Source organism: Muricauda sp. SCSIO 65647, assembly GCF_021534965.1.
Lineage (GTDB): Bacteria > Bacteroidota > Bacteroidia > Flavobacteriales > Flavobacteriaceae > Flagellimonas_A.
Window position 1 is genome coordinate 102,643 of the sequence record NZ_CP091037.1, and the last position, 26,655, is coordinate 129,297.

At 46.7% G+C, this 26,655-nt stretch carries 18 protein-coding genes; 16 read left to right on the forward strand and 2 right to left on the reverse strand.

Features of this window, described 5'->3' with window-relative positions:
• Positions 1 to 457 precede the first annotated feature (457 nt).
• Together L0P89_RS00495 and L0P89_RS00500 are read left to right on the forward strand one after the other, a co-directional pair.
• Positions 458 to 1,366, forward strand: a complete 909-nt coding sequence (locus L0P89_RS00495) for a helix-turn-helix domain-containing protein (RefSeq protein WP_235266443.1) — start codon at positions 458 to 460, stop codon at positions 1,364 to 1,366.
• 90 nt (positions 1,367 to 1,456) lie between these two features.
• Complete coding sequence (locus L0P89_RS00500; RefSeq protein WP_235266444.1) at positions 1,457 to 2,218, forward strand: SDR family NAD(P)-dependent oxidoreductase; 762 nt, start codon at positions 1,457 to 1,459, stop codon at positions 2,216 to 2,218.
• A 708-nt stretch (positions 2,219 to 2,926) separates the two neighbouring features.
• Here L0P89_RS00500 and L0P89_RS00505 read toward each other — a convergent pair.
• Positions 2,927 to 3,700 (reverse strand): hypothetical protein, encoded by a 774-nt coding sequence (locus tag L0P89_RS00505; protein ID WP_235266445.1) that lies wholly within the window; start codon positions 3,698 to 3,700, stop codon positions 2,927 to 2,929.
• Between the two features lie 216 nt (positions 3,701 to 3,916).
• Between L0P89_RS00505 and L0P89_RS00510 the strand changes: the two genes are divergently transcribed.
• The 14 genes from L0P89_RS00510 (at position 3,917) to L0P89_RS00575 (ending at position 24,515) form a co-directional block, all read left to right on the forward strand.
• Positions 3,917 to 6,058: a carbohydrate binding family 9 domain-containing protein gene (locus L0P89_RS00510; RefSeq protein ID WP_235266446.1), complete on the forward strand. Its 2,142-nt coding sequence runs from the start codon at positions 3,917 to 3,919 to the stop codon at positions 6,056 to 6,058.
• A gap of 753 nt (positions 6,059 to 6,811) precedes the next feature.
• A complete protein-coding gene (locus L0P89_RS00515; RefSeq protein WP_235266447.1) occupies positions 6,812 to 8,101 on the forward strand; it encodes a metal-dependent hydrolase family protein in 1,290 nt (429 codons plus the stop codon).
• 500 nt (positions 8,102 to 8,601) lie between these two features.
• Positions 8,602 to 9,561, forward strand: coding sequence for a hypothetical protein (locus L0P89_RS00520; RefSeq protein ID WP_235266448.1), 960 nt, complete (start codon positions 8,602 to 8,604; stop codon positions 9,559 to 9,561).
• Positions 9,558 to 10,301 carry a hypothetical protein gene (locus L0P89_RS00525; protein ID WP_235266449.1) on the forward strand — a complete coding sequence of 248 codons (744 nt, stop codon included), beginning with the start codon at positions 9,558 to 9,560 and terminating at the stop codon, positions 10,299 to 10,301. Before L0P89_RS00520 ends, L0P89_RS00525 begins: the two co-directional genes overlap by 4 nt.
• A gap of 216 nt (positions 10,302 to 10,517) precedes the next feature.
• Positions 10,518 to 10,865, forward strand: coding sequence for an ArsR/SmtB family transcription factor (locus L0P89_RS00530; protein ID WP_235266450.1), 348 nt, complete (start codon positions 10,518 to 10,520; stop codon positions 10,863 to 10,865).
• Positions 10,862 to 11,302 carry an SRPBCC domain-containing protein gene (locus L0P89_RS00535; RefSeq protein WP_235266451.1) on the forward strand — a complete coding sequence of 147 codons (441 nt, stop codon included), beginning with the start codon at positions 10,862 to 10,864 and terminating at the stop codon, positions 11,300 to 11,302. Before L0P89_RS00530 ends, L0P89_RS00535 begins: the two co-directional genes overlap by 4 nt.
• A gap of 30 nt (positions 11,303 to 11,332) precedes the next feature.
• Positions 11,333 to 11,905 (forward strand): SRPBCC family protein, encoded by a 573-nt coding sequence (locus tag L0P89_RS00540; protein ID WP_235266452.1) that lies wholly within the window; start codon positions 11,333 to 11,335, stop codon positions 11,903 to 11,905.
• Between the two features lie 130 nt (positions 11,906 to 12,035).
• Positions 12,036 to 15,779 carry a phosphoribosylformylglycinamidine synthase gene (gene purL / locus L0P89_RS00545; RefSeq protein ID WP_235267969.1) on the forward strand — a complete coding sequence of 1,248 codons (3,744 nt, stop codon included), beginning with the start codon at positions 12,036 to 12,038 and terminating at the stop codon, positions 15,777 to 15,779.
• Between the two features lie 317 nt (positions 15,780 to 16,096).
• Positions 16,097 to 16,549, forward strand: a complete 453-nt coding sequence (locus tag L0P89_RS00550) for a GNAT family N-acetyltransferase (protein WP_235266453.1) — start codon at positions 16,097 to 16,099, stop codon at positions 16,547 to 16,549.
• 127 nt (positions 16,550 to 16,676) lie between these two features.
• Positions 16,677 to 18,446: an AMP-dependent synthetase/ligase gene (locus tag L0P89_RS00555; protein WP_235266454.1), complete on the forward strand. Its 1,770-nt coding sequence runs from the start codon at positions 16,677 to 16,679 to the stop codon at positions 18,444 to 18,446.
• 108 nt (positions 18,447 to 18,554) lie between these two features.
• Entirely contained in the window at positions 18,555 to 19,004 is a 450-nt protein-coding gene (locus L0P89_RS00560) for a MarR family winged helix-turn-helix transcriptional regulator (protein ID WP_235266455.1), read from the forward strand.
• 15 nt (positions 19,005 to 19,019) lie between these two features.
• Entirely contained in the window at positions 19,020 to 21,425 is a 2,406-nt protein-coding gene (locus L0P89_RS00565; protein WP_235266456.1) for a 3-hydroxyacyl-CoA dehydrogenase/enoyl-CoA hydratase family protein, read from the forward strand.
• A gap of 79 nt (positions 21,426 to 21,504) precedes the next feature.
• Positions 21,505 to 22,695: an acetyl-CoA C-acyltransferase gene (locus L0P89_RS00570; RefSeq protein WP_235266457.1), complete on the forward strand. Its 1,191-nt coding sequence runs from the start codon at positions 21,505 to 21,507 to the stop codon at positions 22,693 to 22,695.
• 11 nt (positions 22,696 to 22,706) lie between these two features.
• Positions 22,707 to 24,515 carry an acyl-CoA dehydrogenase family protein gene (locus L0P89_RS00575; RefSeq protein ID WP_235266458.1) on the forward strand — a complete coding sequence of 603 codons (1,809 nt, stop codon included), beginning with the start codon at positions 22,707 to 22,709 and terminating at the stop codon, positions 24,513 to 24,515.
• Between the two features lie 73 nt (positions 24,516 to 24,588).
• On the opposite strand, the gene L0P89_RS00580 is transcribed toward L0P89_RS00575, so the two are convergent.
• On the reverse strand, positions 24,589 to 26,607 hold the full coding sequence (locus L0P89_RS00580; protein WP_235266459.1) for a dipeptidyl peptidase 3: 2,019 nt from the start codon (positions 26,605 to 26,607) through the stop codon (positions 24,589 to 24,591).
• Between the last annotated feature and the right edge of the window lie 48 nt (positions 26,608 to 26,655).

Here is a 26,655-nt window from a genome sequence, read left to right on the forward strand (position 1 = left end):
GCACCATACGTCATTACAAAATGAGCATAGCGATTGAGGAATCTATAAAGATGTAGATTTCTCACCCTAAAGGGTTCGAAATGACATGGGGGACTTTTGCCATTTTTCCCTTGATTCATAGACCTTAGACATTAGTCGTTAGTCGCCAGCTATTGACCATTGATCAATAACCTTGAACCTTAAACTTTTAACTTTTAACTCATAACCAAGTATCAAACACCACACACCAAACATCAAACACCTTTAACCCTTCACCCTTCACCCTTCACCCTTTACCCTTTACCCTTTATTCTCAGACATTAGTCGTTAGTCGCTAGCTATTGATTAATAACCTTGAACCTTGAACCTTAAACTTTTAACTCTTAACTCATAACTCATAACTCATAACCAAGTATCAAACATCAAACACCACACACCCTTCACCCCACAAATTATTTGATTTATGTAAATTTGCACCATGCAGAAAAGGGTATCCATAGAAGAGTTTTATAAATCGACCCACCAATATGTGCCCGAAAGTGTGAAATCGGGCATAGGTCATTTCAACGTGTTCAAGTTGGATGAGTTCGCTGGACCCAAACCCAAGCCCATGCCCTTCAACCGGAGAGATTATTTCAAGATCAGTTTGGTGAGGGGCAAGAGTCGTGTGCACTATGCCGATAAGGTCGTAAAGGTCGAAAAACAGGTCATGGTGTTTTCGAATCCGCAGATACCCTACAATTGGGAAAAAATCGACGAACAACTCACAGGCTATTTCTGTGTGTTCACCGATGCTTTTTTTCATCGGTTTGGCGACTTGGCCCAGTACCCTGTCTTTCAGCCGAGCGGCAATCCCGTTTTTCAGTTGACCGATGCGCAGTTGCAGACCATCGTTCCGATTTTCAAACGCATGTTCACCGAAATCGAATCTGATTATGCTTACAAGTACGATGTGCTACGCAATCTGGTCTTTGAGTTGATACACACCGCTTTGAAACTACAACCGGCAATTCCGTCAGAAAACTTGCACAGCAATGCCTCAGAGCGTATCTCTGGCCTCTTTATGGAGCTGTTGGAACGTCAGTTTCCCATTGAAAGCCCCATGCAGCGCATGCGGTTGCGGTCAGCTTCCGATTTTGCAAGACAATTGGGCGTGCACGTCAACCATCTGAACCGTGCCCTAAAGGAAATATTACAGAAAAGCACCTCTATCCTGATTACGGAACGGGTGGTACAAGAGGCCAAAATACTATTACGGCACACCAACTGGAACGTCTCTGAAATCGCCCACACTCTCGGATTTGAAGAGACCGCCCATTTCAGTAATTTCTTCAAAAAACACGCCAATCACTCCCCCATTGCCTTCCGAAAATTGGAGATTGTTTGATTTTTGCAATACTTGGTTTCCCATTTGCAACCTGATCACCCCACTTAATGGAGAACTTTGCCCTGTTCAACTTTAAAAAATCAGAATACTATGGATACCAAAAAAATTGCCCTGGTCACCGGCGGTAGCCGCGGACTCGGAAAAGACATGGCCCTGAACTTGGCCAAAAAGGGATTGGATGTGGTCATTACCTACCATTCAAACGCAGCAGCGGCGCAAGAAACCCTGAACGACATCGAAGCCGAAGGCGCCAAGGGCCTCGCCCTACAGCTCGATGCCCGCAACGTCAGCACCTTTGATGATTTCAAGAATACATTGGTCACTGAACTAAAGGGCCAATGGAACACCACCAACATCGATTACCTGATCAACAATGCTGGGTTCGGCCATGAAGGTTCAGTCTCCGATACGCCCGAAGAAGCCTTTGATGACTTGGTGAACGTGCATTTCAAGGGCGTGTACTTTTTAACCCAAAAAATGTTGCCCGTCATGAACGATGGTGGCGGCATTGTGAACATTTCAAGCGGACTGGCACGGTTTTCCTTCCCCGGCTACTCGGCCTATGCGGCCATGAAAGGGGCCGTAGAGGTGTATACCCGATATTTGGCCAAAGAGCTGGGCGAACGCAAGATCAAGGCCAACACGGTGGCCCCGGGTGCCATCAATACAGACTTCAACAGAGAGCGCTTCGAGCAGGCACCCCAGGTGGTGGACATGATCGCCAGCTTGACAGCCCTTGGCCGTGTGGGCGAAGCCGAGGATATCGGCCCGGTGGTCGCCTTTCTCTGTACCGATGATGCCGCTTGGGTCAACGGCCAGCGCATTGAGGCCTCGGGTGGCATGTTCGTTTAATAGTTAGCCGAATTCATCAAATGCCCCATTTTGGGGCTTTTTTTATGAACAAACCCAAAGGCAGGCGCCTTTTACCCTTTATTCATAGACCTTAGACGTTAGTCGATAGTCGCTAGCTAATGACCATTAACCTTAAACCTTGAACTCTTAACTTTTAACTCATAACCCTTATCCCTTTATTCTTAGACGCTAGACGGTAGTCGGTAGTCGTTAGGTAAGGACCATTAACCATTCACCCTTTACCCTCAACTACTAACTAATAACTATTAACTAATAACTATTAACTAATAACCATTAACCTTGAACCTTGAACTCTTAACTTTTAGCTCATAACCCTTATCCCTTTATTCTTAGACGCTAGACGGTAGTCGGTAGTCGTTAGGTAAAGACCATTGACCATTAACCATTCACCCTTTACCCTTTACCCTCAACTACTAACTAATAACTATTAACTAATAACTATTAACTAATAACCATTAACCTTGAACCCTAAACCCTAAACTTTGAACTCTTAACTTTTAACTCATAACCAAGTATCAAACACCGTGCACCAAGCATCAAACACCCCTCACCCTTCACCCTTCACCTTTCACCCTTCACCTTTCACCCAACACCCAACTCAACCCCATTTGGACTGCATTTGCCACAGCCGAAAAACAAAAAAACCCGGAACAATTGTCCGGGCCCTCTTGGTTGAGCGGTTGCCTTTTAGTTTTCAAAAGTGGTACTGGTAACTTCGTTGGTTTTACCGTTGTAATCATTGGCCATCTCGACCAATGCTTCTAAAAATGGCGTATCACAATTGGCACCAAAAGAAGCAGGACGTTGCAACTGGTTTCTGAATTCGTAATCACCGTTTTGATACTTTTTCATCATTTCTGAATTGTTGCCAAAATAATTCTTGATATTGACTGACCTGATATTCTTGGGGTTTTTGTCCCTTTTATTTTGGATCAATACCTCAAAGTTATTGGTCATGAACGCCAAGTGCTGCGGACCACCTTCCAATTTTGAATCCATAACAGGCCCATGAATGACGCCATTGTCGGTACGGTAAAACTTTCTATATACAGTGACATCGCCATCGGCCATGACCTCTAACAAAAAAGGTTTTGGCAACATGCCTATTTTGGTAGTGGCAGAAAGGTTCACGTATTTGACTTGTTGAAAACGTCTGCCGTTCTCTAGGGCAAAACTCGCTATTTCTTTGGCCTTGAACTTTTCAATGGCCTTCTTTGAGATTTTTTTGCCCGCTGCGTATTGGGTATAGGCATTTTCGTCAATTACCCGTAACCCTTGTTGAAAAAGATGGGGTTTGCAATCGTTGATAAAAATGTAGCCTTCTTTGGTATTTCCTTTTTTAAGGGTATAGGTTCCTTTGTAATAATTTGCACATCGGCCGGTTTCGTCATCCTGTGCATAGCTACCGGTAACCATTCCGGTCACCACAAAGAGCGTGAGTAGTTTGATACTAAGATTCATAATGTGATTTTTGGGGTTTGAAACAATAACTTAAAAAATTGTCTTTTAGTATGTTATGCTGTGTTTCAAGTGGTTATCGGTAATCCTTGTGCCCAAAAAGAGGATTGCTGGGCAACAAAAACGTACATTTGGGTTTTTCCTAGTTAACTTTTGTCTCTAGATCACCGACCGATAAAGTTCCACTATCTGAAATGGGCGTTGCTGTTTTCCGTTGTAATGGGATATGTTCCGCTTCAGGCACAGACCAGGCCCTCGTTCAAAGCGGGACAGCTTACCCAACCGCTACAATTTGACGGTATCTTGAACGAGACCGATTGGCAGAACGCCCCTGTTTTGAACACCTTCAAAACAACCGTTCCCGAAGAGGGCGGCACTCCTTCGCAAACTACTAAGGTACAGGTCATTGCAGATACCAGAACAGTAGTGATTGGAATTACCTGCAATGACACCAATCCCAACGGAATCATCCGTTTTTCAAAACTGCGGGATGCCGATATTTCAGAAGAAGACCATGTCAAGGTGGTCATAGACCCCTTTCTCGACGGGCAATCGGGCTATATTTTTGCCGTAAACGCCCTTGCGGCCCGTTACGATGCGCTGGTCTCGAACCGGGGGGAGTCTGAGAACGAGGACTGGGATGCCGTCTGGGACGCCAAAACACAGATCACCGATAAAGGTTGGTCAGCCGAAATCGTGATCCCCATACAGAGCATTGCCTTCAAAAGGGGAATCTCAGAATGGGGCTTCAATGTCGAACGGCGCATACAGCGCAATTTAGAAACCATTCGCTGGGCCAATGTAAAACGCGACCAATGGCTCATACAGACCAGTAGGGCCGGCCTGGTCACGGGGCTTCCTGAGTTCAATTACGGACTCGGGCTCAATGTACGGCCCTCCTTGATCGGCAACCTCAACCAAATCGGTGAAGAGGGTGCCGCCGTGCTCGATCCCACCTATAGCTTGGATGCCAACCAGCGCATCGGTCCCAATGTATTGGCCACCTTCACCGTGAAGACCGATTTTGGGGAGACCGAGGTCGATACCCGCCAGACGAACCTCACCCGTTTTCCGCTGTTCTTTCCTGAAAAGCGTACCTTTTTTTTAGAGGGTTCCGACATTTTTGAATTTGGCTTTGGCACGGGCCAAAGCACCGTCATTCCCTTCTTCAGCCGTAGAATTGGCCTTCGCGACGATATTCAGGTACCTGTCATCGGCGGCACCAAACTGAATGGAAGGATCGGCAAGACCGCTTTCGGGGGCTTGGGCATACGTACCGATGATTTTCAATTGGAAGGCGATAGTTTTGAGGCCACCAATATGGGCGTCGTTCGGGTGCGCAGAAATGTGCTGAAAGAGAGTTCGGTGGGCTTTATTGCCACCACCGGCGATCCCTTGGGGCGCGAAAACAGTTGGATGACCGGGGGCGATTTCACCTTTCAGACCACCCGGTTCAAGGGCGACAAGAACTTTTTGGTGGGCGGTTGGGCGATGCTCACCAATCGGGCCGACCTGACCGATGACCGTTCTGCCTTTGGTTTTAAGATCGACTACCCCAATGACCGATGGGACATTGCCCTCACCTATGCCCGTTTTGGAGAGGATTTCGACCCCTCCCTCAGTTTTGTGCCCAGGCAAGGGGTACACTTTATCCGTGGTGGGGCCACCTTTGCCCCAAGGCCAAAAACACCCTGGCTCAGACAGATGTTCCATCAGTTTTTTGTGACTTATGTACAAAATATCAACGGACCCTGGCAGTCGTACAGCGTGTTCACCGCCCCCATCAACTGGCGGCTCGAAAGTGGCGACCGCGTAGAGGGCAATGTAAGGCCCGTGGGCGAAAACATTCTCGAGCCCTTCGATATTGCCGAGGGGGTCACCATTCCCGTGGGGGAATACAATTTTATGCGTTACCGCCTAGAAATGGAATTTGCGCGAAAACGCCGTTTAAGCGGACAGGCCACTTGGTGGTTCGGTAGTTTTTATGAGGGCACGTTAGATGAATTTGAGCTTGAGCTCAACTGGAACCCCAGCGCCTTGCTAGCCTTTGAGTTCAGTGGTCTGCACAACCGTGGTCGATTGCCCTTCGGGGATTTTGACCAGACCTTGGCGGGCCTTCGGGTACGGTTCAATGTCACCTCTAACCTGCAATTGAACAGCTATTTGCAATACGATACTGACAGTCGCATCTTGGGCCTGAACGCCCGTATTCACTGGATTTTCTCACCCCTTGGCGATGTGTTTCTGGTGTTCAACAACAACACCCTCAACCAAATGAACGGCATGGACCCCATGGGCCAACGATGGGCCCTGCAAAACCGACAAATCCTTCTAAAAATCCGCTATAATTTTAGGTTATAGGCTTATCCTTTTATTCTTAGACGTTAGACGGTAGTCGGTAGTCGTTAGGTAAGGACCATTAACCTTGAACCTTGAACTCATAACTTTTAACTCCTAACTAGGCATCGCGCATCGCGCACCAAGCATCTTTTCAAAATGAGCACAGCGATTGAGGAATCCATAAAGATGTAGATTTCTCACCCTAATGGGTTCGAAATGACATGGGGACTTTTGCCCATACCTCCATTTATTCTTAGACGTTAGACGGTAGTCGGTAGTCGTTAGGTAAGTACCATTGACCATTAACCATTCACCCTTTACCCTCAACTACTAACTAATAACTATTAACTAATAACCATTAACCTTGAACCTTGAACTCATAACTTTTAACTCATAACCCTTATCCCTTTATTCTTAGACGCTAGACGGTAGTCGGTAGTCGTTAGGTAAGGACCATTAACCTTGAACCATGAACTCATAACTTTTAACTCATAACCCTTATCCCTTTATTCTTAGACGCTAGACATTAGTCGTTAGTCATTAGGTAAGGACCATTGACCATTAACCATTAACCATTCACCCTTTACCCTCAACTACTAACTAATAACCATTAACCTTGAACCTTAAACCTTGAACTCTAAACTCTAAACTCTAAACTCTTAACTTTTAACTATTAACCAAGCACAGCGATTGAGGAATCTATCGGAATTTCCACACTCAAAAGAATTTCACTACTTTAGGGTACTTCCCTCACCCATCCCTAACAAACACAAAATGAGATCGCTCCGATACTTTCTGTCCGCACTGTTCTTTTGCACCCTCACCATCCATCTCGTGGCACAAGACGGCCGTACCGCCATTCTGGTCGAAAAAATGGTCGATGTGGTAGCCGGCAAGCTCATTGAAAACAAGACGATCGTTGTAGAGGGCGGTAACATCACGGACATCCTTTCAGGAAAAAGCACCAAAAACTACGATACCCTCATAGACCTCTCTGGTTATACGGTACTTCCCGGACTTATCGATTGTCACACCCACCTGACCGATGCCAGCTATGACAAATCCATCGATGTATATGAGACCCCCATTGCCGCATGGGGCATTCTAGGGGTTATTCATGCCAAGGCAACCCTTGAAGCGGGCTTTACCACCGTGCGGGACGTGGGTGGGGATTTTTACGCCGATGTGGCCCTGCGCGATGCCATCAACAAGCACTGGGTACCCGGACCGCGTATGTTCGTGAGTGGAAAGGCCCTGACCATAACAGGAGGCCACGGTCATTGGGCCAATTGGATGGCCCCCCAGTTCGATGTGCTCCCCAATCCGGGGAATCCTGTGGACGGCGTGGATGAAGTACTCAAAAGAACAAGAACACTTATCAGAAACAATGTCGATTTGATAAAGATCAATGCCACGGGCGGCTTTGGTTCGTCACGCTCGTTGCCGGGGGCATCTTCTTTCTCGATAGAGGAGATGAAAACCGCCGTCGATGAGGCCAACAAACGTGGACTCAGGGTAGCGGCACATGCCCATGGGACCGATGGCATCAAAAATGCGATTGCCGCCGGGGTGCACTCCATTGAGCATGGCACCTTTCTGAACGAAGAATCCATTCAGCTATTGAAAGCCAACGACATCTTTCTGGTGATGGACCTCTTGGCCGCTTACGCCTCGTTGATCGAACAAAATGAGGACATCAGTGACAAGGGGATGAACATGAACAACCGAGAAGCCTATGATGACTTCGCGGCAAACTTTAAAAAGGCACATGAAGCGGGGGTAAAAATGGCCTTTGGTACCGATGCCTCCATCTTTAGGCACGGGCGAAATGCCGAACAGTTCAAACTGATGCACGATGCGGGCATGAGGCCCGATGACATTCTCAGAACGGCCACGATAAACGCCGCGGCACTTATCGGTATCGAAAAACGAACGGGTAGTTTGGAAAAGGGCAAATGGGCAGACCTGATCGCGGTCAAGGGCGATCCTTTGCAACAAATTGAGGTATTGGAAAAAGTGCATTTTGTGATGAAAGCGGGCAAGGTCTACAAAACTCCGGAATAGCCCTATTGAGGGAATCTTGCGCTTTTTCTAGATTTCTCATTTACGCCTGCCTGCCGTCAGGCAGGTTCGAAATGACATTGGGGGGTTGCTATTCTTAGACGCTGGGCGCTAGACGTTGGTCGTTAGCTATTGACCATCAACCTTGAACCTTGAACTCATAACTCATAACTCTTAACTCTTAATTCATAACTCTTAATTCATAACTCTCAACTCATAACTTTTAACTCTCAACCAACCATCGCGCATCGAGCACCAAACATCAAACACCGAGCACCAAACACCCAACACCCTTCACTTCCAACTTCTATCTTCTACCTTCCGAACTCCTAAAACCCCTTTAACATCTCGAAAGAATTTCCTACATTTAGATGCTCTTCTTCTTTACCTAGCCTATTTTTAAAAGAGATTATAATAAGTGTTATTATACAGAAAATATTTCAGGGTATACTAACATTTCATGGTTTTATATTATAGGTTGGCAGTAATCAAAAAATAACAACATGTCAGAAAATAAAAATTTGAAATTAAGATTTAAATTAAAAGAACTTGAATTTGAAATTGAGGGAAACGAAAGAACAGTCAAAGCAGAATTTGAAAATTTTAAAGATTTTGTAACCAATGACATTCTGCCGCAGATTAATAAAGTATCAAGTGCCCCCGAAACTTCAGAATTAGAATCTAGACCTCTTGCATTGGACCAGGCCCCAGATATAGATTTAGAAGACACTTCAGACTTTCCGATTTTGAAAGAATTAGTATACAAAGATCTACCAAAAAACGAGAAAGAATGGGTATTGGTTTACTGTTTTTATGCGTCCGCGTTTGGTTCCAAGTCCTTCACCCGAGATGATATTTCCACACTCTACGAAAGTTCTAATCGAAAGTCTGATGAAACTGTTAAACGTCTTTCAAGGAACGTTAGGAGTATTTTGAATAAAGATTATATTAAAATGATAAATGATGAGGAATATATCATAAAACCTGAAGGAATCAAACAAGCGAAATTAATTCTTGAAGGAAAATCTAATGCAAGAGCTTCTTACAAGAATACAAGCAAAAAACCCAAAGGAGTCAAAGAAGCTAAATCTTTAAGTAAGCCAAAGCCCAGTTCAAAAAAGCAGGATTTCAAATTAGATCGGAATCTGAACCTTAGACCTGAAGGAGAACAAAGTCTTAAGGAGTTCTCGGAGAGTTTTGAAATCAATTCCGCTCCTGAACGTATTCTTGTAATTGTTTACTATTTAAAAGAGATCTTACAGATGGACAATGTCAATACTAATCATATCTATACAGCTTTTGATAAATTAAATGTTCGAGTGCCAAAGAGTCTTTATCAGCTTATAAGTGATACTAAGAATAAAAATGGTTGGCTTGAATTTGATTCAATGGACGACATTGCTATGTCAATTCAAGGTAGGAATGCCATTAAATATGACCTTCCAAAGACGCGAATTAAATGAGAGAATTAGAAACATTCATTGAAAAAGTTGAAAACTTTGACCAGCTTTCCTCAAGTACTCAAATTGACTTTTTCGCCTACTTTTTACTAATCGAACAAAAAAATGATGGTTTTATCGCAAAGGAAATCTCCGATTGTTTTGATGCTCTTCACCTTCCACCTTATTCTAATGTTCCTTCCTATTTGTCCTCGAAAGCTAAGGGTAAGAACAAGAAGTTTATTAAAAAAAATAGTAGCCGGTATTATATTGAGCGGAAATTCAAACAAAAATTAGACGAACATATTGGAATTCCAACTCTTCCGTCAAATGTACACTCTGATTTCTTTCCAATAGAATTATTTGACAATACAAGAGGGTATTTAAAAACAATTGCGAATCAAGCCTTGGCGAGCTATAATAAAGGAATTTATGACGGTTGTTCAGTCCTAACTCGTAAACTGATTGAAATTCTTATTATTGAATGTTTTGAAAGACACGGAAGTGACAATTTGATTAAGAATTCGCATGGGAACTTCTATTATCTGAGCGACTTAATTACGGAATTCTTGAAGGAACCATCATGGAATATCGGCAGGAATGCAAAAAGAAGTCTGCCCAAAATCAAAAATATTGGAGACAAATCAGCTCATAACAGAAGATACATTGCAAGGAAAAAAGACTTAGAATATATAAAAGAAAACGTCAGAACAGTTATTGAAGAGTTGATACATTTAATTGACTATGAAAATTGGAAGAAATAGATGATAGAAAGAAAATCAGAATTAATAAAAGGCGTGAAACCTATTTAAGGTTTGACTTCGAGTACCCCGCTCCCGCTCGTCTCTGCCAAAGGCAGACAAGTCCGACAAGTGGTCAACCCTAGTCTTTCCCATTAACTCACCTTAAGCTATTAAGTCCCAAAAAAAACTTGCGCAAGCAAAAACTTGCTTATATATTTGCAAGCAAACACTTGCGTTTTGAGAAGAGATATATTCAATGCCATTGCCGACCCCACCCGAAGGGGTATCTTATTGTCCCTCTCCCATGAACCCCAGAAGGTCAATGCGCTGGCCGAAAAGTTCGACATGACCCGACAGGCGGTATCCCTCCATATCAAATACCTGCAAGAGTGCGGGGTAATCAGCATTACCAAAGAGGGCCGGGAGCGCCATTGCCAGCTTGAGGCCGAAAAACTGGCCGAAGTGGCCGATTGGCTGGCACCCTTCAGGCAACTGTGGACCCAAAAATTCAACCAATTAGATCAGCTGTTGACCGAACTGCAGGCAACACCCAAAAACAACCCAGACAAACCAACGATAAAATGAAAAACCAACCCCTTATCGTGGAACAAGAGTTCAATGCCCCCATCGCATTGGTATGGCGGGCCCTTACCGAAACAGAATTGATGAAAAAGTGGTATTTTGATATCGCCGGCTTCGAGCCCAAAGTGGGCTGCAAGTTCCATTTTGAAGGGGGCCAAGAAGACAAGCGCTATGTGCATCGATGCGAGGTGTTGGAGGTCATTCCCCAGAAAAAGCTCAAGTACTCGTGGACCTACGAAGGCTATGAGGGACTGTCGTTTGTGACCTTTGAACTATCTTCACTTGGTGAAAAGACCAAGGTAACGCTGACACACGAAGGCCTTGAAACCTTTACGAATCCTGACTTCAAAAGGGAAAACTTTGTGGGTGGTTGGGAGTATCTGATCCATATCTCGCTAAAAGAGTATCTCGAACACGGCAAGGCGCTGCGAAACTGGTAATGACAAGAATAGTATTAAAATAACGGACCTATGAGATATCTAAAGTACACCCTCGGCATTATTGTTCTCTTGTTTATTGTATTTCTACTCATCGGACTCCTCAAACCCGAAGTGTCTTATGACGCTGAGATAACGGTCGACAAACCCTTGGCCGAATCTTGGGCAGTGACCCAAGATGAGGAGAAATTGGCGGCATGGCTACCTGGATTCCAAAAAATTGAACATCTCAGTGGCACCCCCGGTACGGTGGGCGCGGTAGCCAACGTACATTTTGTAGCCGACGGAGAGCAGATGGTGATACGCGAAACGATCACCGACATTGTACCGAACGAATCCATAGCGATGACCTACGAGAACGACTTTATGAACATGCACTATAGAATGGCGATGACCGCCGTTGAGGGCAAGACAAAAATCAGTTCACGTTCCACTGCCTGGGGCAATGGCATGTTCGCCAAATCGATGATGGCCTTTATGGGAAGGGGCTTCAAAGCACAGGAAGAAACGAATCTTGCCAATCTCAAGAAAACGATCGAAGAGAATACGAAGAACTATTTCCCAGTCGAGGAAGAAGTCATCGAAGCCAGCGAAGCACAACAGTAAACAGGTCCCTCGACCCTGTAGATTGAATATATCAACAACCGCCGTTGACAACTCCCCCATCGGCGACTTTTAAATCGGTGCAAAAACCGTAAATTTGCACTTTCTTGAACCGTTCAACAGAAAGGCTGATATGATTCATTTCTTTGGCGATGCAGCGAACAATGTCTATGCCCTGCAAACCCAACACGACCTGACCCCAGAAGACATTCAAAAATTAGTGTGGTTGTTCGGCAACCGACCCCAGATCAACGCGGCGTCTCTTGACGCCTTTTTTGTTGGTCCGCGTGCCGCCATGGTCACCCCCTGGAGTACCAACGCCACTGAAATTACCCAGAACATGGGGATTAAAGGGATCATACGAATAGAGGCGTTCACGTTCGTCCCTGAAGATTTTACCGATTATGACCCTATGCTCTTTCAAAAATATGAACGGCTCGGCCAAGACCTTTTTGACATTGCCATTACTCCCGAAGAAGTACGCGAAATCGACGATATCGCCGCCTACGACCGACAAGAGGGCCTCGCCCTCAGCGATGATGAGATCGACTATTTGGAACGGCTTTCCACACAGTTGGGCCGTAAACTGACCGACTCGGAAGTGTTCGGTTTCAGTCAGGTAAACTCCGAGCACTGTCGCCACAAGATCTTTAACGGCACCTTTGTCATCGACGGGCAAGAGATGCCCAGCTCGCTCTTTAAGCTCATCAAGAAGACTTCGGCGACCCATCCCAACGATATCGTCTCGGCCTATAAAGACAATGTGGCCTTTGTAAAAGGTCCCAAAGTGGTACAGTTTGCCCCACAACGGGCCGATGTCCCCGATTTTTACAGGGAAGAAGCATTCGAGTCCGTGCTCTCGTTAAAAGCCGAAACGCACAACTTCCCCACCACGGTGGAGCCCTTCAATGGGGCCGCAACCGGTTCGGGGGGTGAAATACGTGATCGTTTGGCGGGCGGCAAAGGAGCGTTGCCCTTGGCGGGTACCGCGGTGTACATGACCTCATACTCACGATTGGAAGAAGATCGCCCATGGGAAAAGGCCTTCCCTGAGCGCGAGTGGCTGTACCAAACCCCGATGGACATCCTAATCAAAGCCTCGAATGGGGCCTCTGACTTTGGCAATAAGTTCGGACAACCCTTGATCGCAGGATCGGTGTTGACCTTTGAACATACCGAAAAGGTCATTTCGAACTTGCCTGACGGCAAGGCAGGCGTAGGTGAGAAATCTAAAGAAGCCCTGAGCATGGTCGAAGGGCAAGCTCGGCTTGGTTACGACAAAGTCATCATGCTGGCGGGGGGCATCGGTTACGGCAAGGCCGAGCAGGCCTTGAAAGATACGCCCCAAAAAGGCGATAAGATTGTAATCTTGGGCGGTGACAACTACCGCATCGGTATGGGCGGGGCCGCCGTCTCCAGTGCCGATACGGGCGAGTTTGAGTCCGCCATCGAGCTGAACGCCGTACAGCGTAGCAATCCCGAAATGCAGAAACGGGCGGCGAATGCCATCCGCGGACTGGTAGAAAGTGAAGAGAATCCCATTGTGAGCATCCACGACCATGGGGCGGGCGGACATCTGAACTGCCTCTCTGAACTCGTTGAGGAAACGGGCGGCAATATCGATTTGGACAAGCTGCCCATTGGTGACCCGACCCTATCCGCCAAAGAAATCATCGGCAACGAAAGCCAAGAGCGCATGGGCCTCGTCATCGGCGATAAAGATATGGCCCTTTTGCAGCGTATTGCCGAACGTGAACGCTCGCCCATGTACCAGGTGGGCGATGTGACGGGTAATCACCGTTTTACCTTTGAATCGGCAACGACCAACGAAAAACCGATGGACCTCGAACTATCGGCCCTTTTCGGCAGTTCGCCCGAGACCGTCATGGAAGATTCGAAGCTCGACACACAGTATGGGCAAGCGGAATATTCCCTAGAAAAATTTCACGACTACCTCGAGCAGGTATTGCAATTGGAGGCGGTAGCCTGTAAAGACTGGCTGACCAATAAAGTGGACCGCTGTGTGGGCGGGCGCGTGGCCAAGCAACAATGTGCAGGTCCGCTGCAATTGCCCTTGAACAATGTAGGGGTCATGGCACTCGATTTTAAGGGTGTTGACGGACTGGCGACCAGTATCGGGCACTCACCCATCTCGGGCCTGATAGACCCTGTGGCCGGTAGCCGCAACAGCATCGCTGAGGCCTTGACCAATATCGTCTGGGCACCCATAAAAGAGGGATTGAAATCGATCTCCCTTTCAGCCAACTGGATGTGGCCTTGCCGAAATGCCGGGGAAGATGCCCGTCTGTACGAAGCGGTGCAGGCCTGTTCCGATTTTGCCATTGCACTGGGCATCAACATCCCCACGGGCAAAGACTCGCTCAGCATGAAGCAGAAATACAAAGACCAAGAAGTTATTGCGCCCGGTACGGTCATCATTTCAGCGGCCGGGCATTGCAGTGACCTGAAAAAGGTGGTCGAGCCCGTTTTGCAGAAAGACGGTGGCGATATTTACTATATCAACCTATCAAAAGACGGGTACAAACTGGGCGGCTCATCGTTCAACCAGATTTTGAATTCCGTCGGCAACGAGGCCCCGACCGTTACCGATGCGGCCTATTTTAAAAAGGCCTTCAATGCCTTGCAACAAGAGATCAAAACGGGCAGCATTGTAGCGGGCCATGATGTCGCCTCGGGCGGATTGGTCACCACGCTATTGGAAATCTGCTTTGCCGACAATGACCTTGGGGCAGCACTTGACCTATCGGCATTGGGCGAGGCAGATACCCTCAAACTGCTGTTCGCTGAAAATAGCGGCATTGTTTTTCAGGGAGATGAACAGGTCAGGGAGCGATTGGTATCACAGGGAATCAATGTGATGAAAATCGGTAGTCAGACTGCCGAAGGAACCTTAACCATCAAGAACCAAGGCATAGAGATCGGCTTGAACATCGCTTCATTGCGTGATACCTGGTTCAAGACCTCTTACCTGTTGGATGACCAACAGACCGCCAAGGGTCTGGCAAAGACACGTTATGAGAATTATAAGCAGCAGCCGCTTCGGTATGAATTCCCTTCGGTCACGACGTCGAGTGATTCTGCCGTGCAAAATCGTATCAGGAAGCCCAAGGCCGCCATTCTGCGTGAAAAAGGCAGCAACTCAGAACGCGAAATGGCGAACGCCATGTATTTGGCCGGTTTTGATGTGAAAGATGTGCACATGACCGACTTGATCTCGGGCCGTGAAGATTTGAAAGACATCCAATTTCTGGGGGCCGTGGGAGGCTTCTCAAATTCAGATGTGCTGGGCAGTGCCAAAGGCTGGGCCGGTGCCATCAAGTACAACGAAAAGGCCAACAAGGCCATCATGGATTTCTTTGCCCGCCCCGATACGCTCTCAGTGGGCATCTGCAACGGTTGCCAATTGTTCATGGAACTCGATCTGATCAATGCCGAGCACGGCGAAGAACATGGCAAGATGACCTATAACGATTCCGGAAAGCACGAGAGCCATTTCACTTCGGTGAAAATACATGAGAACAACTCCGTGATGCTATCCAGTTTGGCGGGCAGCACCCTAGGGGTGTGGATTTCAAATGGCGAGGGCAAATTCAGTTTGCCGCTTTCAGAGGAAAATTACGACATCGTGGCAAAATATGGGTATGAGGGATATCCGGCAAATCCCAACGGTAGTGATTATAACGTGGCCATGCTCTGCGACAAAACAGGCCGTCATTTGGTAACGATGCCCCACATCGAACGCAGTATTTTTCCATGGAACTGGGCACACTATCCAAAAGACAGGAATGATGAAGTTTCACCTTGGCTGCAGGCTTTTGTCAATGCACGCGAATGGGTTAAAAAGGTTAATGGTTGATGGTTGCTAGTTAATAGTTAGTAGTTAATAGTGTAAGGTTAAGGGTGATTGGTGTTTGATGCATGATGTTCGATGTGTGATGCACGGTGTTGGGTGAAGGAGTGTTAGTTAGTAGTTAAGGGTGAATGGTGAATGGCCAATAGCCAACTTCTGTCATCTGAAGTCTAACAGCCAACTTTTAGCGTCCAGCGCCTGGCGGTTACTACTCACGGCATACTGCCCTCTGCATGCTGCTCACTGAAGTACTGCCAACCGACTACCGACTACTAACTACCGACTACTGCCTACTGAATCACTGCTCACTGAATTACTAAAGAATGAAAATAAGAAAAGCCACAAAAACCGATCTTACCGCAATCATTGAAATGCTGGCCAATGATGTGCTCGGTAGCCAACGCGAACAATTCAAAGATCCGTTGCCTGAAGCGTATCTAAGGGCTTTTGAAAAAATCGATGCAGACCCCAACCACGAATTGGTGGTTATCGATGATGAATTAGGAAAGGTGGTGGGCACATTGCAACTTTCATTCCTCCAATATTTGACCTATCAGGGTGGTATACGTGCCCAAATCGAGCAGGTACGAATCCATGAAAGCCAACGCGGACAAGGCCTAGGGAAAAAGCTTTTTGAATGGGCCATAAACCGTGCAAGGGAAAAAGGGGCACATGTCGTACAGTTGACCACTGACAAACAGCGCCCTCAGGCCAGAAAATTCTATGAAGGCTTAGGTTTCAAGGCTTCCCATGAAGGGATGAAACGCCATCTATAGAATTCAAAACACGACAGGGCGATCCAAACCACCACCAACTACCGACTACCGACTACCGACTACCAACTACCAACTGCCGACTAAAAAATAAATTCCCTATTTTGCAATTTCTATACAGAAACTTGCTATGCATTCGGTTACCAGACTCTTTGACTTTCCATACTACCAAAAAGAAAAATACAATCTCGAAAAGGCCTTCCTGACAAAGTACCAGGGTACATGGGTGCCCACTTCGACCCAAGAATATATCGATAAGGCCAATGCCATCAGTCGTGGGTTGATACGAATGGGCGTCAAGGCGAACGACAAGATCGCCATCATCTCGATGACCAACCGTACCGAATGGAACATCATGGATATCGGTGCCCTACAGACGGGAGCGCAAACAGTACCTATCTATCCGACCATCTCAGAAGAAGATTATGAATACGTATTGAACCATTCAGAGGCCAAATACTGTTTTGTCTCTTGTGGTGAGGTATTGGAAAAAGTACTGGCGATCAGTGGCCGATTGAAGAAATTGAAAGATGTGTTTTCGTTTGACCAACTTTCGAACTGCAACCACTGGTCTGAGGTACTGGAGAAGGGCAAGGATACTTCAAATCAAAAAGAAGTTGAAGAACGAATGGCGGCCGTCAAACCCGAAGACCTTGCTACCCTGATCTATACTTCAGGCACCACTGGCAAGCCAAAGGGTGTGATGCTCTCGCATGACAACATCGTTTCGAATGTCATCTCAAGCGAAAAAAGGGTACCCTTAAGTGATGGGGCGACCGCTTTGAGCTTTTTGCCCGCCTGCCACATTTTTGAGCGCATGATCTTGTATCTCTACCAATACTGCGGCATTCAGGTCTATTTTGGGGAAGGGCTCGACAAAATCGCCGACAATGTCAAAGAGGTAAAACCCAACGTGATGACCGTGGTACCTCGATTGTTGGAAAAAGTATACGATGCCATCATCGCCAAGGGAGCCGAATTAACGGGAATCAAGAAGAAATTGTTCTTCTGGGCCGTGGAATTGGGACTGAAATACGAGCCTTACGGAAAAAATGGCTGGTGGTATGAAAAACGTTTGAACCTGGCCCGAAAGCTCATTTTTAGCAAATGGCAGGAAGCGTTGGGCGGCAATATCGAAATCATGGTATCGGGCAGCGCAGCCCTTCAGGCCCGTTTGGCCCGCGTATTCGCTGCAGCGGGTATGCCCGTGATGGAAGGTTATGGGCTGACCGAGACCTCGCCCGTGATCTCGGTCAACGACCAACGTGACAGTGGCTGGAAAATCGGTACGGTGGGACGCATTATCGATGGCGTTGAGGTGAAGATCGCTGATGACGGTGAAATACTGTGCAAAGGTCCCAATATCTTGATGGGCTACTACAAAGACCCTGAAAAAACGGCCGAGGTATTGAAAAACGGTTATTTCCATACCGGAGATATCGGTGAAATCGATGCTGATGGCTTTTTGAGGATCACCGACCGCAAAAAGGAAATGTTCAAGACCTCTGGCGGAAAATACGTGGCGCCCCAGCTGTTGGAAAACCGATTCAAGCAATCGCGTTTTATAGAGCAGATCATGGTGGTCGGAGAAGGTGAAAAAATGCCCGCTGCATTGATCCAGCCCAACTTCGCCTTTGTAGAAGAGTGGGCAAAAAGGCATGATGTTACCATCCCTGAAAATTCTGACATGGTACACAACGAAAAAGTCATTGCCCGTATTCAAGAAGAGGTCGATCTGGCCAATGAAGATTTTGCCAAGTGGGAAAAGGTAAAACAGTTTCGCCTGACCCCAGATGCTTGGACGGTCGATGACGGCCACCTTACCCCAACCATGAAACTTCGCCGAAAGATCGTCAAAGAAAAATACATTCACCTGTACAACAACATCTATGGGCGTTGATCTTCGTTAAAAACTTTTCTTGACCTCATAACAACTTCATGTTGTCTCACCAAAATTTATTATGCATGCATAATAAATTTTTATATCTTTGGTGACCAATCAAGCAACATGAAAGAACTGACAATCGACCATGCCCTACGTGCTACTTGGCAGGCGGTCACCAAAATGTACAATGAAGAGGCCAGGCATTATGGCCTGACCATGGCGATCGGCTTTACCTTATTGAGCATCGATCCCAAAAAAGGCACCCCAAGTACCGCACTGGGGCCCAAAATGGGGATGGAGGCCACCAGTCTGTCACGAATATTGAAAAGTATCGAAGAAAGGGGCTATATCGAACGAAGGCCGAATCCGAATGACGGGCGTGGGGTATTGATCCACCTGACGGCCTTGGGTCTCGAAAAACGAAAAGACTCCAAAGATGTGGTGCTCCAGTTCAATGATGTGGTCAGGGAACATGCTGCCGAAGAAGATATTCAAGGTTTTTTCAAGACCATGGAGGCCATCAACAAATTGATTTCAGACAAAAAAATATATAACAGAACAACAACGAACTAAACCCATTTCGAATCCATGAAAAGACATATCAATAAAGTGGCGGTCATTGGCTCTGGAATAATGGGAAGTGGCATAGCCTGTCACTTCGCCAATATTGGGGTCGAGGTACTGCTGCTCGATATCGTTCCCCGTGAACCCAATGAAAAAGAAAAGGCCAAGGGACTCACTTTAGAAGACAGGTCGGTTCGCAACCGATTGGTCAACGAATCGCTTCAAAAGGCCCTGAAATCAAAGCCTTCCCCTATTTATCATAAGAAATTTGCCAATAGAATAACCACTGGCAACCTTGATGATGACATAGCCAAGGTCAAAGATGTTGACTGGATCATTGAAGTGGTCATTGAACGGTTAGATATAAAGAAACAGGTTTTTGAAAACCTTGAGAAACATCGTACACCGGGCACCTTGATCACTTCGAACACCTCGGGCATCCCCATCAAGTTCATGAGCGAAGGGCGTAGCGACGATTTTCAAGAGCATTTCTGTGGAACGCATTTCTTCAACCCTGCGCGTTACCTAAAACTCTTTGAAATCATACCCGGCCCCAAGACTTCACAAGAGGTATTGGATTTTCTAAATGGCTATGGAGAGCAATTTTTGGGAAAAACCTCGGTGGTGGCCAAAGACACGCCCGCCTTTATCGGAAACCGAATCGGTATTTTCAGCATCCAAAGTCTTTTTCATGCTGTAAAAGATTTGGGAATGACCGTTGAAGAAGTCGATAAATTGACGGGGCCCGTGATAGGTCGGCCAAAATCAGCCACCTTTAGAACGGTCGATGTGGTGGGCCTTGACACCTTGGTACATGTTGCCAACGGTATTCATGAGAACTGCACCGATGATGAGCGCCATGAACTGTTCAAGTTGCCCGATTTCATACAGACCATGGTCGAGAACAAATGGCTGGGCAGCAAAACCGGACAAGGGTTCTATAAAAAAGTAAAAGATGATAAGGGCAAAAGCGAGATTTTGACCCTTGACCTCGATACGATGGACTATCGCTCAAAAAAGAGTGCCAAGTTCGCCACCCTCGAACTGACAAAGTCCATCGATAAGGTAATCGAACGCTTTTCTATTCTGGTCGATGGCAAAGACAAGGCCGGTGCGTTTTACCGTAAGAGTTTGGGCCAGTTGTTTGCCTATGTATCGCACAGAATTCCTGAAATCACCGATGAGCTCTATAAAATCGACGATGCCATGAAGGCAGGTTTCGGTTGGGAACATGGCCCCTTTCAAATTTGGGATGCCGTCGGATTGGAAAAAGGCTTAGGGTTTATCGAGGCAGAAGGCCAAGAAGCGGCCGCATGGGTAAACGAGATGAAGGCTTCCGGTATCGACTCGTTCTATTCCGTAAAAGACGGGGCCACCTATTGCTACGACATTCCTTCAAAGAAAATGAAAAAGGTACCCGGTCAAGATGCCTTTATCATATTGGATAACATCAGAAAGACCAATGAGGTCTTCAAAAACCCCGGGGTCATCGTTGAAGATTTGGGCGATGGTATTTTGAACGTTGAGTTCCAATCAAAAATGAACACCATTGGATCCGATGTGTTGGCCGGACTCAACAAAGCCATTGACATCGCAGAAAAAGACTTTCAAGGTCTGGTGGTGGGCAACCAAGCGGCCAATTTTTCAGTAGGTGCCAATATCGGCATGATCTTTATGATGGCCGTTGAGCAAGAGTATGATGAACTGGCTTGGTCAGTAAAAATGTTCCAAGACAGTATGATGCGCATGCGTTATTCGTCGATACCCACGGTGGCCGCACCCCATGGCATGACCTTGGGCGGGGGTTGTGAACTGACCCTGCATGCCGACAAGGTGGTCGCCGCCTCAGAGACCTATATCGGTCTTGTCGAGTTCGGTGTGGGCGTAATTCCCGGTGGTGGAGGTTCAAAGGAAATGACCTTGAGGGCCTCTGATACTTTTAGAAAAAACGATGTTGAGCTGAACGTGTTGCAAGAGTACTTTTTGACCATCGGTATGGCGAAGGTATCGACCTCGGCCCATGAAGCCTATGATCTGGGCATCCTGCAAAAAGGAAAGGACATCGTTGTGGTCAATAAAGACCGACAGATCGCCACGGCCAAAGCCTATGCCAAGCTGATGGCCGAGCAAGGGTACACAAAGCCCGTCTCCAGAAAAGATGTAAAAGTGCTCGGCAAACAGGCCTTGGGCATGTTCTTGGTAGGAACGGATTCTATGGAAGCCGGTCATTATATTTCAGAACACGATAAGAAAATCGCCAACAAACTGGCCTATGTCATGGCAGGTGGAGACCTTTCGGAAGCCAGTTACGTTTCAGAACAGTATCTATTGGATTTGGAAAGAGAGGCCTTCTTGTCACTCTGTACCGAGCGAAAAACCTTGGAGCGAATCCAACATATGTTAAAGACAGGAAAACCTTTAAGAAATTAGATGTATTCGATTGTTGGATGTTCCGATTTTTAGCACTCCAACGATCTAAAAACCCAATGATCTAACAATCTAGATAAAAATGAAGACCGCATATATCGTAAAAGCATACCGAACCGCTGTGGGCAAGGCCCCAAGGGGATTGTTCCGTTTCAAAAGGCCAGATGAACTGGCCGCCGAGACCATCGAACATATGATGAAAGAACTGCCCGATCTTGATAAAAAAAGAATCGATGATGTTATTGTGGGCAATGCCATGCCCGAAGCGGAGCAAGGGCTCAATATGGGGCGACTGATCTCACTTATGGGCCTGAACATCGAAGACGTGCCCGGGGTAACGGTAAACCGCTACTGCGCCTCAGGTTTGGAGACCATAGGTATCGCAACGGCCAAGATTCAATCTGGGATGGCCGATTGCATCATTGCCGGTGGGGCCGAGAGCATGAGTTATATTCCCATGGGAGGGTACAAGCCCGTACCCGATTATTCAGTGGCCAAAGAGGGCAATGAAGACTATTATTGGGGCATGGGCCTAACTGCTGAGGCCGTGGCCGAACAGTTCAACATATCGCGCAAAGACCAAGACGAGTTTGCCTATAACTCCCATATGAAAGCGTTGAAGGCCCAAAAAGAGAATCGTTTTCAAGACCAGATCGTGCCCATTGAAGTCGAGCACACCTTCGTGAATGCCAATGGTAAAAAAGATACCGACACCTATACGGTCAATAAAGATGAGGGGCCCAGGGCAGATACTTCGCTTGACGTTTTGGCAAAATTGAGACCGGTGTTCGCGGCCAATGGAAGCGTGACCGCAGGCAACTCTTCGCAGATGAGCGATGGGGCCGCCTTTGTGATGGTAATGAGTGAAGAAATGGTCAAAGAACTCAATCTAGAACCCATAGCCCGATTGGTCAATTATGCCGCGGCAGGTGTAGAGCCCCGTATCATGGGCATTGGTCCGGTGAAAGCCATTCCAAAGGCCCTGAGGCAAGGTGATTTGAAGCAAGATGATATCGAGCTTATTGAATTGAACGAGGCATTTGCCTCCCAATCGCTGGCGGTCATACGTGAGTTGGGCCTGAACCAAGACATCGTCAATGTGAACGGGGGTGCCATTGCCTTGGGCCATCCACTGGGTTGTACCGGTGCGAAATTGTCGGTTCAGCTTTTTGATGAGATGCGAAAACGGAATATGAAAGGAAAATACGGTATGGTGACCATGTGTGTCGGTACCGGCCAGGGTGCCGCGGGTATTTATGAATTTTTAAATTAAAAAATATTGTTATGACAGAAGTACAGAACAAAGAAATTCTTCGGGGTGGACAGTTCATTGTCAAGGAAACCGATTGTGAGGACGTGTTCACACTCGAAGACCTTTCCGAAGAACAAAAAATGATGCGTGAAAGCACCAAAGAGTTTGTCGATAGGGAACTTTGGGCACATTGGGAACGTTTTGAGCAAAAAGACTATGCATACACCGAAGCGTGCATGCGCAAGGCCGGGGAGCTCGGCCTTTTGAGCATTGCCGTGCCCGAAGCTTACGGCGGCATGGGCATGGGCTTTGTTTCGACCATGTTGGTCTGTGACTATATCTCAGGGGCCACAGGCTCGTACAGTACCGCTTTTGGGGCACATACGGGTATCGGCACCCTGCCCATAACACTCTATGGTACCGAAGAACAGAAAAAGAAATATGTGCCAAAATTGGCCTCGGGTGAGTGGTTTGGCGCTTACTGTCTGACAGAACCTGGTGCGGGCTCTGATGCCAATTCTGGAAAAACCAAGGCTGTTCTCTCCGATGATGGGAAATATTACAGTATCACCGGACAAAAAATGTGGATTTCAAATGCAGGATTCTGCAACCTGTTCATCGTGTTCGCACGAATTGAGGACGATAAGAACATTACGGGCTTCATTGTGGAAAATGACCCCAAAAATGGAATCTCATTGGGCGATGAAGAAAAAAAGTTGGGCATCCACTCCTCTTCTACCCGTCAGGTCTTCTTCAGCGAGACCAAGGTTCCCGTTGAGAATATGCTATCTGAGCGAGGCAATGGCTTCAAGATTGCCATGAATGCCCTAAATGTGGGCAGGATCAAACTGGCAGCGGCCTGCTTGGAAGCACAGCGTAGGGTCATCAACGAGGCCACTAAGTACGCCAATGAGAGAATACAGTTCAAGACGCCCATTATAAATTTTGGGGCCATCAAGGCAAAACTGGCCGACATGGCCACCAATGTCTATGTTGATGAATCGGCATGTTACAGGGCGGCCAAAAATATTGAAGACCGGGTTGCCATGAGAATGGCCGATGGCAACAGCCATCAAGAGGCAGAGTTAAAAGGGGTCGAAGAATACGCTATTGAATGTTCCATCTTGAAAGTGGCGGTCTCCGAACATGTACAGCACACCACTGATGAAGGCATACAGATCTTTGGGGGCATGGGCTTTAGTGCAGACACCCCTATGGAATCAGCCTGGCGTGATGCGCGAATCTCTCGAATCTACGAGGGCACCAATGAGATCAACCGAATGTTGTCGGTGGGCATGTTGGTCAAAAAAGCCATGCGAGGCCATGTGGATTTACTGGGGCCCGCTACTGCGGTAGGTGAAGAATTGATGGGAATCCCTTCATTTGATACACCTGATTTCTCAGAATTGTTCGCAGAAGAAAAAGACTTGATCAAGCGTCTAAAAAAGACGTTTCTGATGATAGCGGGCAGTGCTGTGCAAAAATTCGGCACAGAGCTTGAGAAGCACCAGCAATTGTTGATGGCCGCCTCAGATATACTCATACAGGTCTATTTGGCGGAATCGGCGGTACTTCGAACCGAAAAGAATGCGAAGCGCTTTGGTGAAGATGCCCAGGCCGCACAGATCGCCATGGCCAAACTGTACCTATACCGGGCAACCGATATCATTGTACAGAAAGGCAAAGAGGCCATTGTCTCTTTCGCCGAAGGTGATGAGCAACGTATGATGCTCATGGGGCTGAAGCGATTTACCAAATACACGAACCAACCCAATGTTGTGGCACTCCGAACCCAAATCGCGGAGAAAGTAGCTGCCGATAACGGTTATACCTTCGACTAATTCAAATGATCATCTTAGATGATGACCGTCCTGATAATCCTATCAGGACGGTTTTTTTATTGGTCGTCTTGGCCTAGAGGTATCCGAATCGTTTTGAGTAATCCAACATCTGTGCTTCAAAACTGGTTGGCTGGGTTACCTTTATGTCAATGATCTCGCCAGATTCATCGGTTTCGGGCACTAAAACAGGATTGACAAAACCGCTATAGGGGGCACTCTTGAACCTTTCATTTCGCTTTAATACTTCTTTGTGCAACTCTTGATCGACCTTTACCCCATAGCCTTCGACCAGATCTTGCGCCGCTTTAAAATCCCCCTCAGATTTGATGCGCTGTGACTCCTTCAGCAACTCCCCAAAAAGTTCACGTAACCTTGCATAATCATTGATATTGTAATAGCTCTTACCGTCACGCTCGACCTTTTCGATAACATTGTCTGCCTTGCCCTTTTCAAAAGCCCAGGCAGAGACCCATTGACGATTCACCATATGGTCTTCTTCAATATCATCACCGAGTTCAATACGTATCAATTGGGTCATCAGGCCATTTCTTATATAGCCGTCATAGGCCGCCTTGCCCAATTTTTCCCAATCATCTACCAAGCCAAGCTCTTGCATTTTGGGATCCATCGAAAAATAGAGCCCTACAAGGTCTGCCCTACCCTCTTCCATGGTCGAGGCATAGTTCTTCAAGGTTTCCTTGGGTTGACCGACCCCTGGGTTGATCTGACCTGAGGCATGGCCCACCACCTCATGTAGGGCAGTGTGCAATTTATCGGCCAGCTTTCCATATTCCTCCTCTAAAGCGATCTCTTCCTGATCATGGGCAAACTCCTTCAACCGTCCGCTGCCCCCGGCATTGTTATAGGCACCGATGATATTCCCCAAAGAAACAGATTTGCTGCCGTGTTCTTGGCGAATCCAATTGTTGTTGGGCAAATTCACCCCAATGGGTGTACTGGGTGATGCATCACCCGCTTCTCCGGCCACATTGATCGTTTTATACGAAATGCCCACGACATTATCCTTTTTATGCTCTTCCATCAAAGGAGAATTGTCTTCGAACCACTGGGCGTTTTCTGATAAAACCGCCATTTGTTTTGACATTTCAAAATCTTTCAACTGCACAATGGTCTCATAAGAACCCTTATAGCCTTTTGGGTCGTTGTACACTTCGACAAAGCCGGTGATCCAGTCAATATTGCCCTCTGTAGAATTGACCCAAGCGATCGCATATTCGTCCCAAGTGTTCAAATCGCCGGTGGTGTAATAGTCGATCAGCAATTGCAGTGTTTTGGCCTGCTGCTCATTTTCGGCAACTTCTTTTGCTTTCTCCAACCATTTGATCATCTCATCTATGGCCTCACCGTACATACCGCCAGATTTCCATACCTTTTCCACCAATTTTCCATCTTCGCGCATCAATTTTGTGTTCAGTCCGATTTCAATGGGTCTTCCTTCGGGCCCCTTGTCCATCGTTTCATAAAAAGCGGTAACATCGGCATCGGTCACCGATGGGCCATAAAAATTGACCGCTGATTCGGCAACATTGTCAACCCCCTTCTTTTTGTTCACTTTTTTATTGTCGGCATCGTTGAAAATGACCTCAAAGGGCTCCCCCGTCAATTCGGTATCCGTCTCTTTCAACAAAAAATTCAAATACTCCGCCGAAAAACCAGGCTTGATCTTGTCATTGGAATAATGATGGTGAATGCCGTTTGAGAACCATACCCTCTTCAAATAGGTCTCAAAAGCCTTCCAATCTTCGGTAGCCTTATCTCCCTTAAAGGAAACATAGACATTTTCTAAGGCATCCCGTATTTGCAGATTATGGCGATAGTTTTGGTCCCACATAATGTCTCTACCGGCCAGACCAGCTTGGGTAAGATAATAGACCAATTTTTTCTCTTTTAAGGTAAGTTGTTCAAAGCCAGATATTTGATAGCGTAGAATACGAAGGTCAGCAAACTGTTCCACCACATGCTCAAAGGGCTCGGCTTTTACGGACCCCTCTTTGTTTTCAACCGCCTTTTCTTGGCAACCCCAGAAAAAAACAACTGACATGAAAATCAGTAGTACATACTTAGTTCTCATTTTTTTATTGATTTACGATTCAGGCAAATGTAATCAATGAAGGGTATG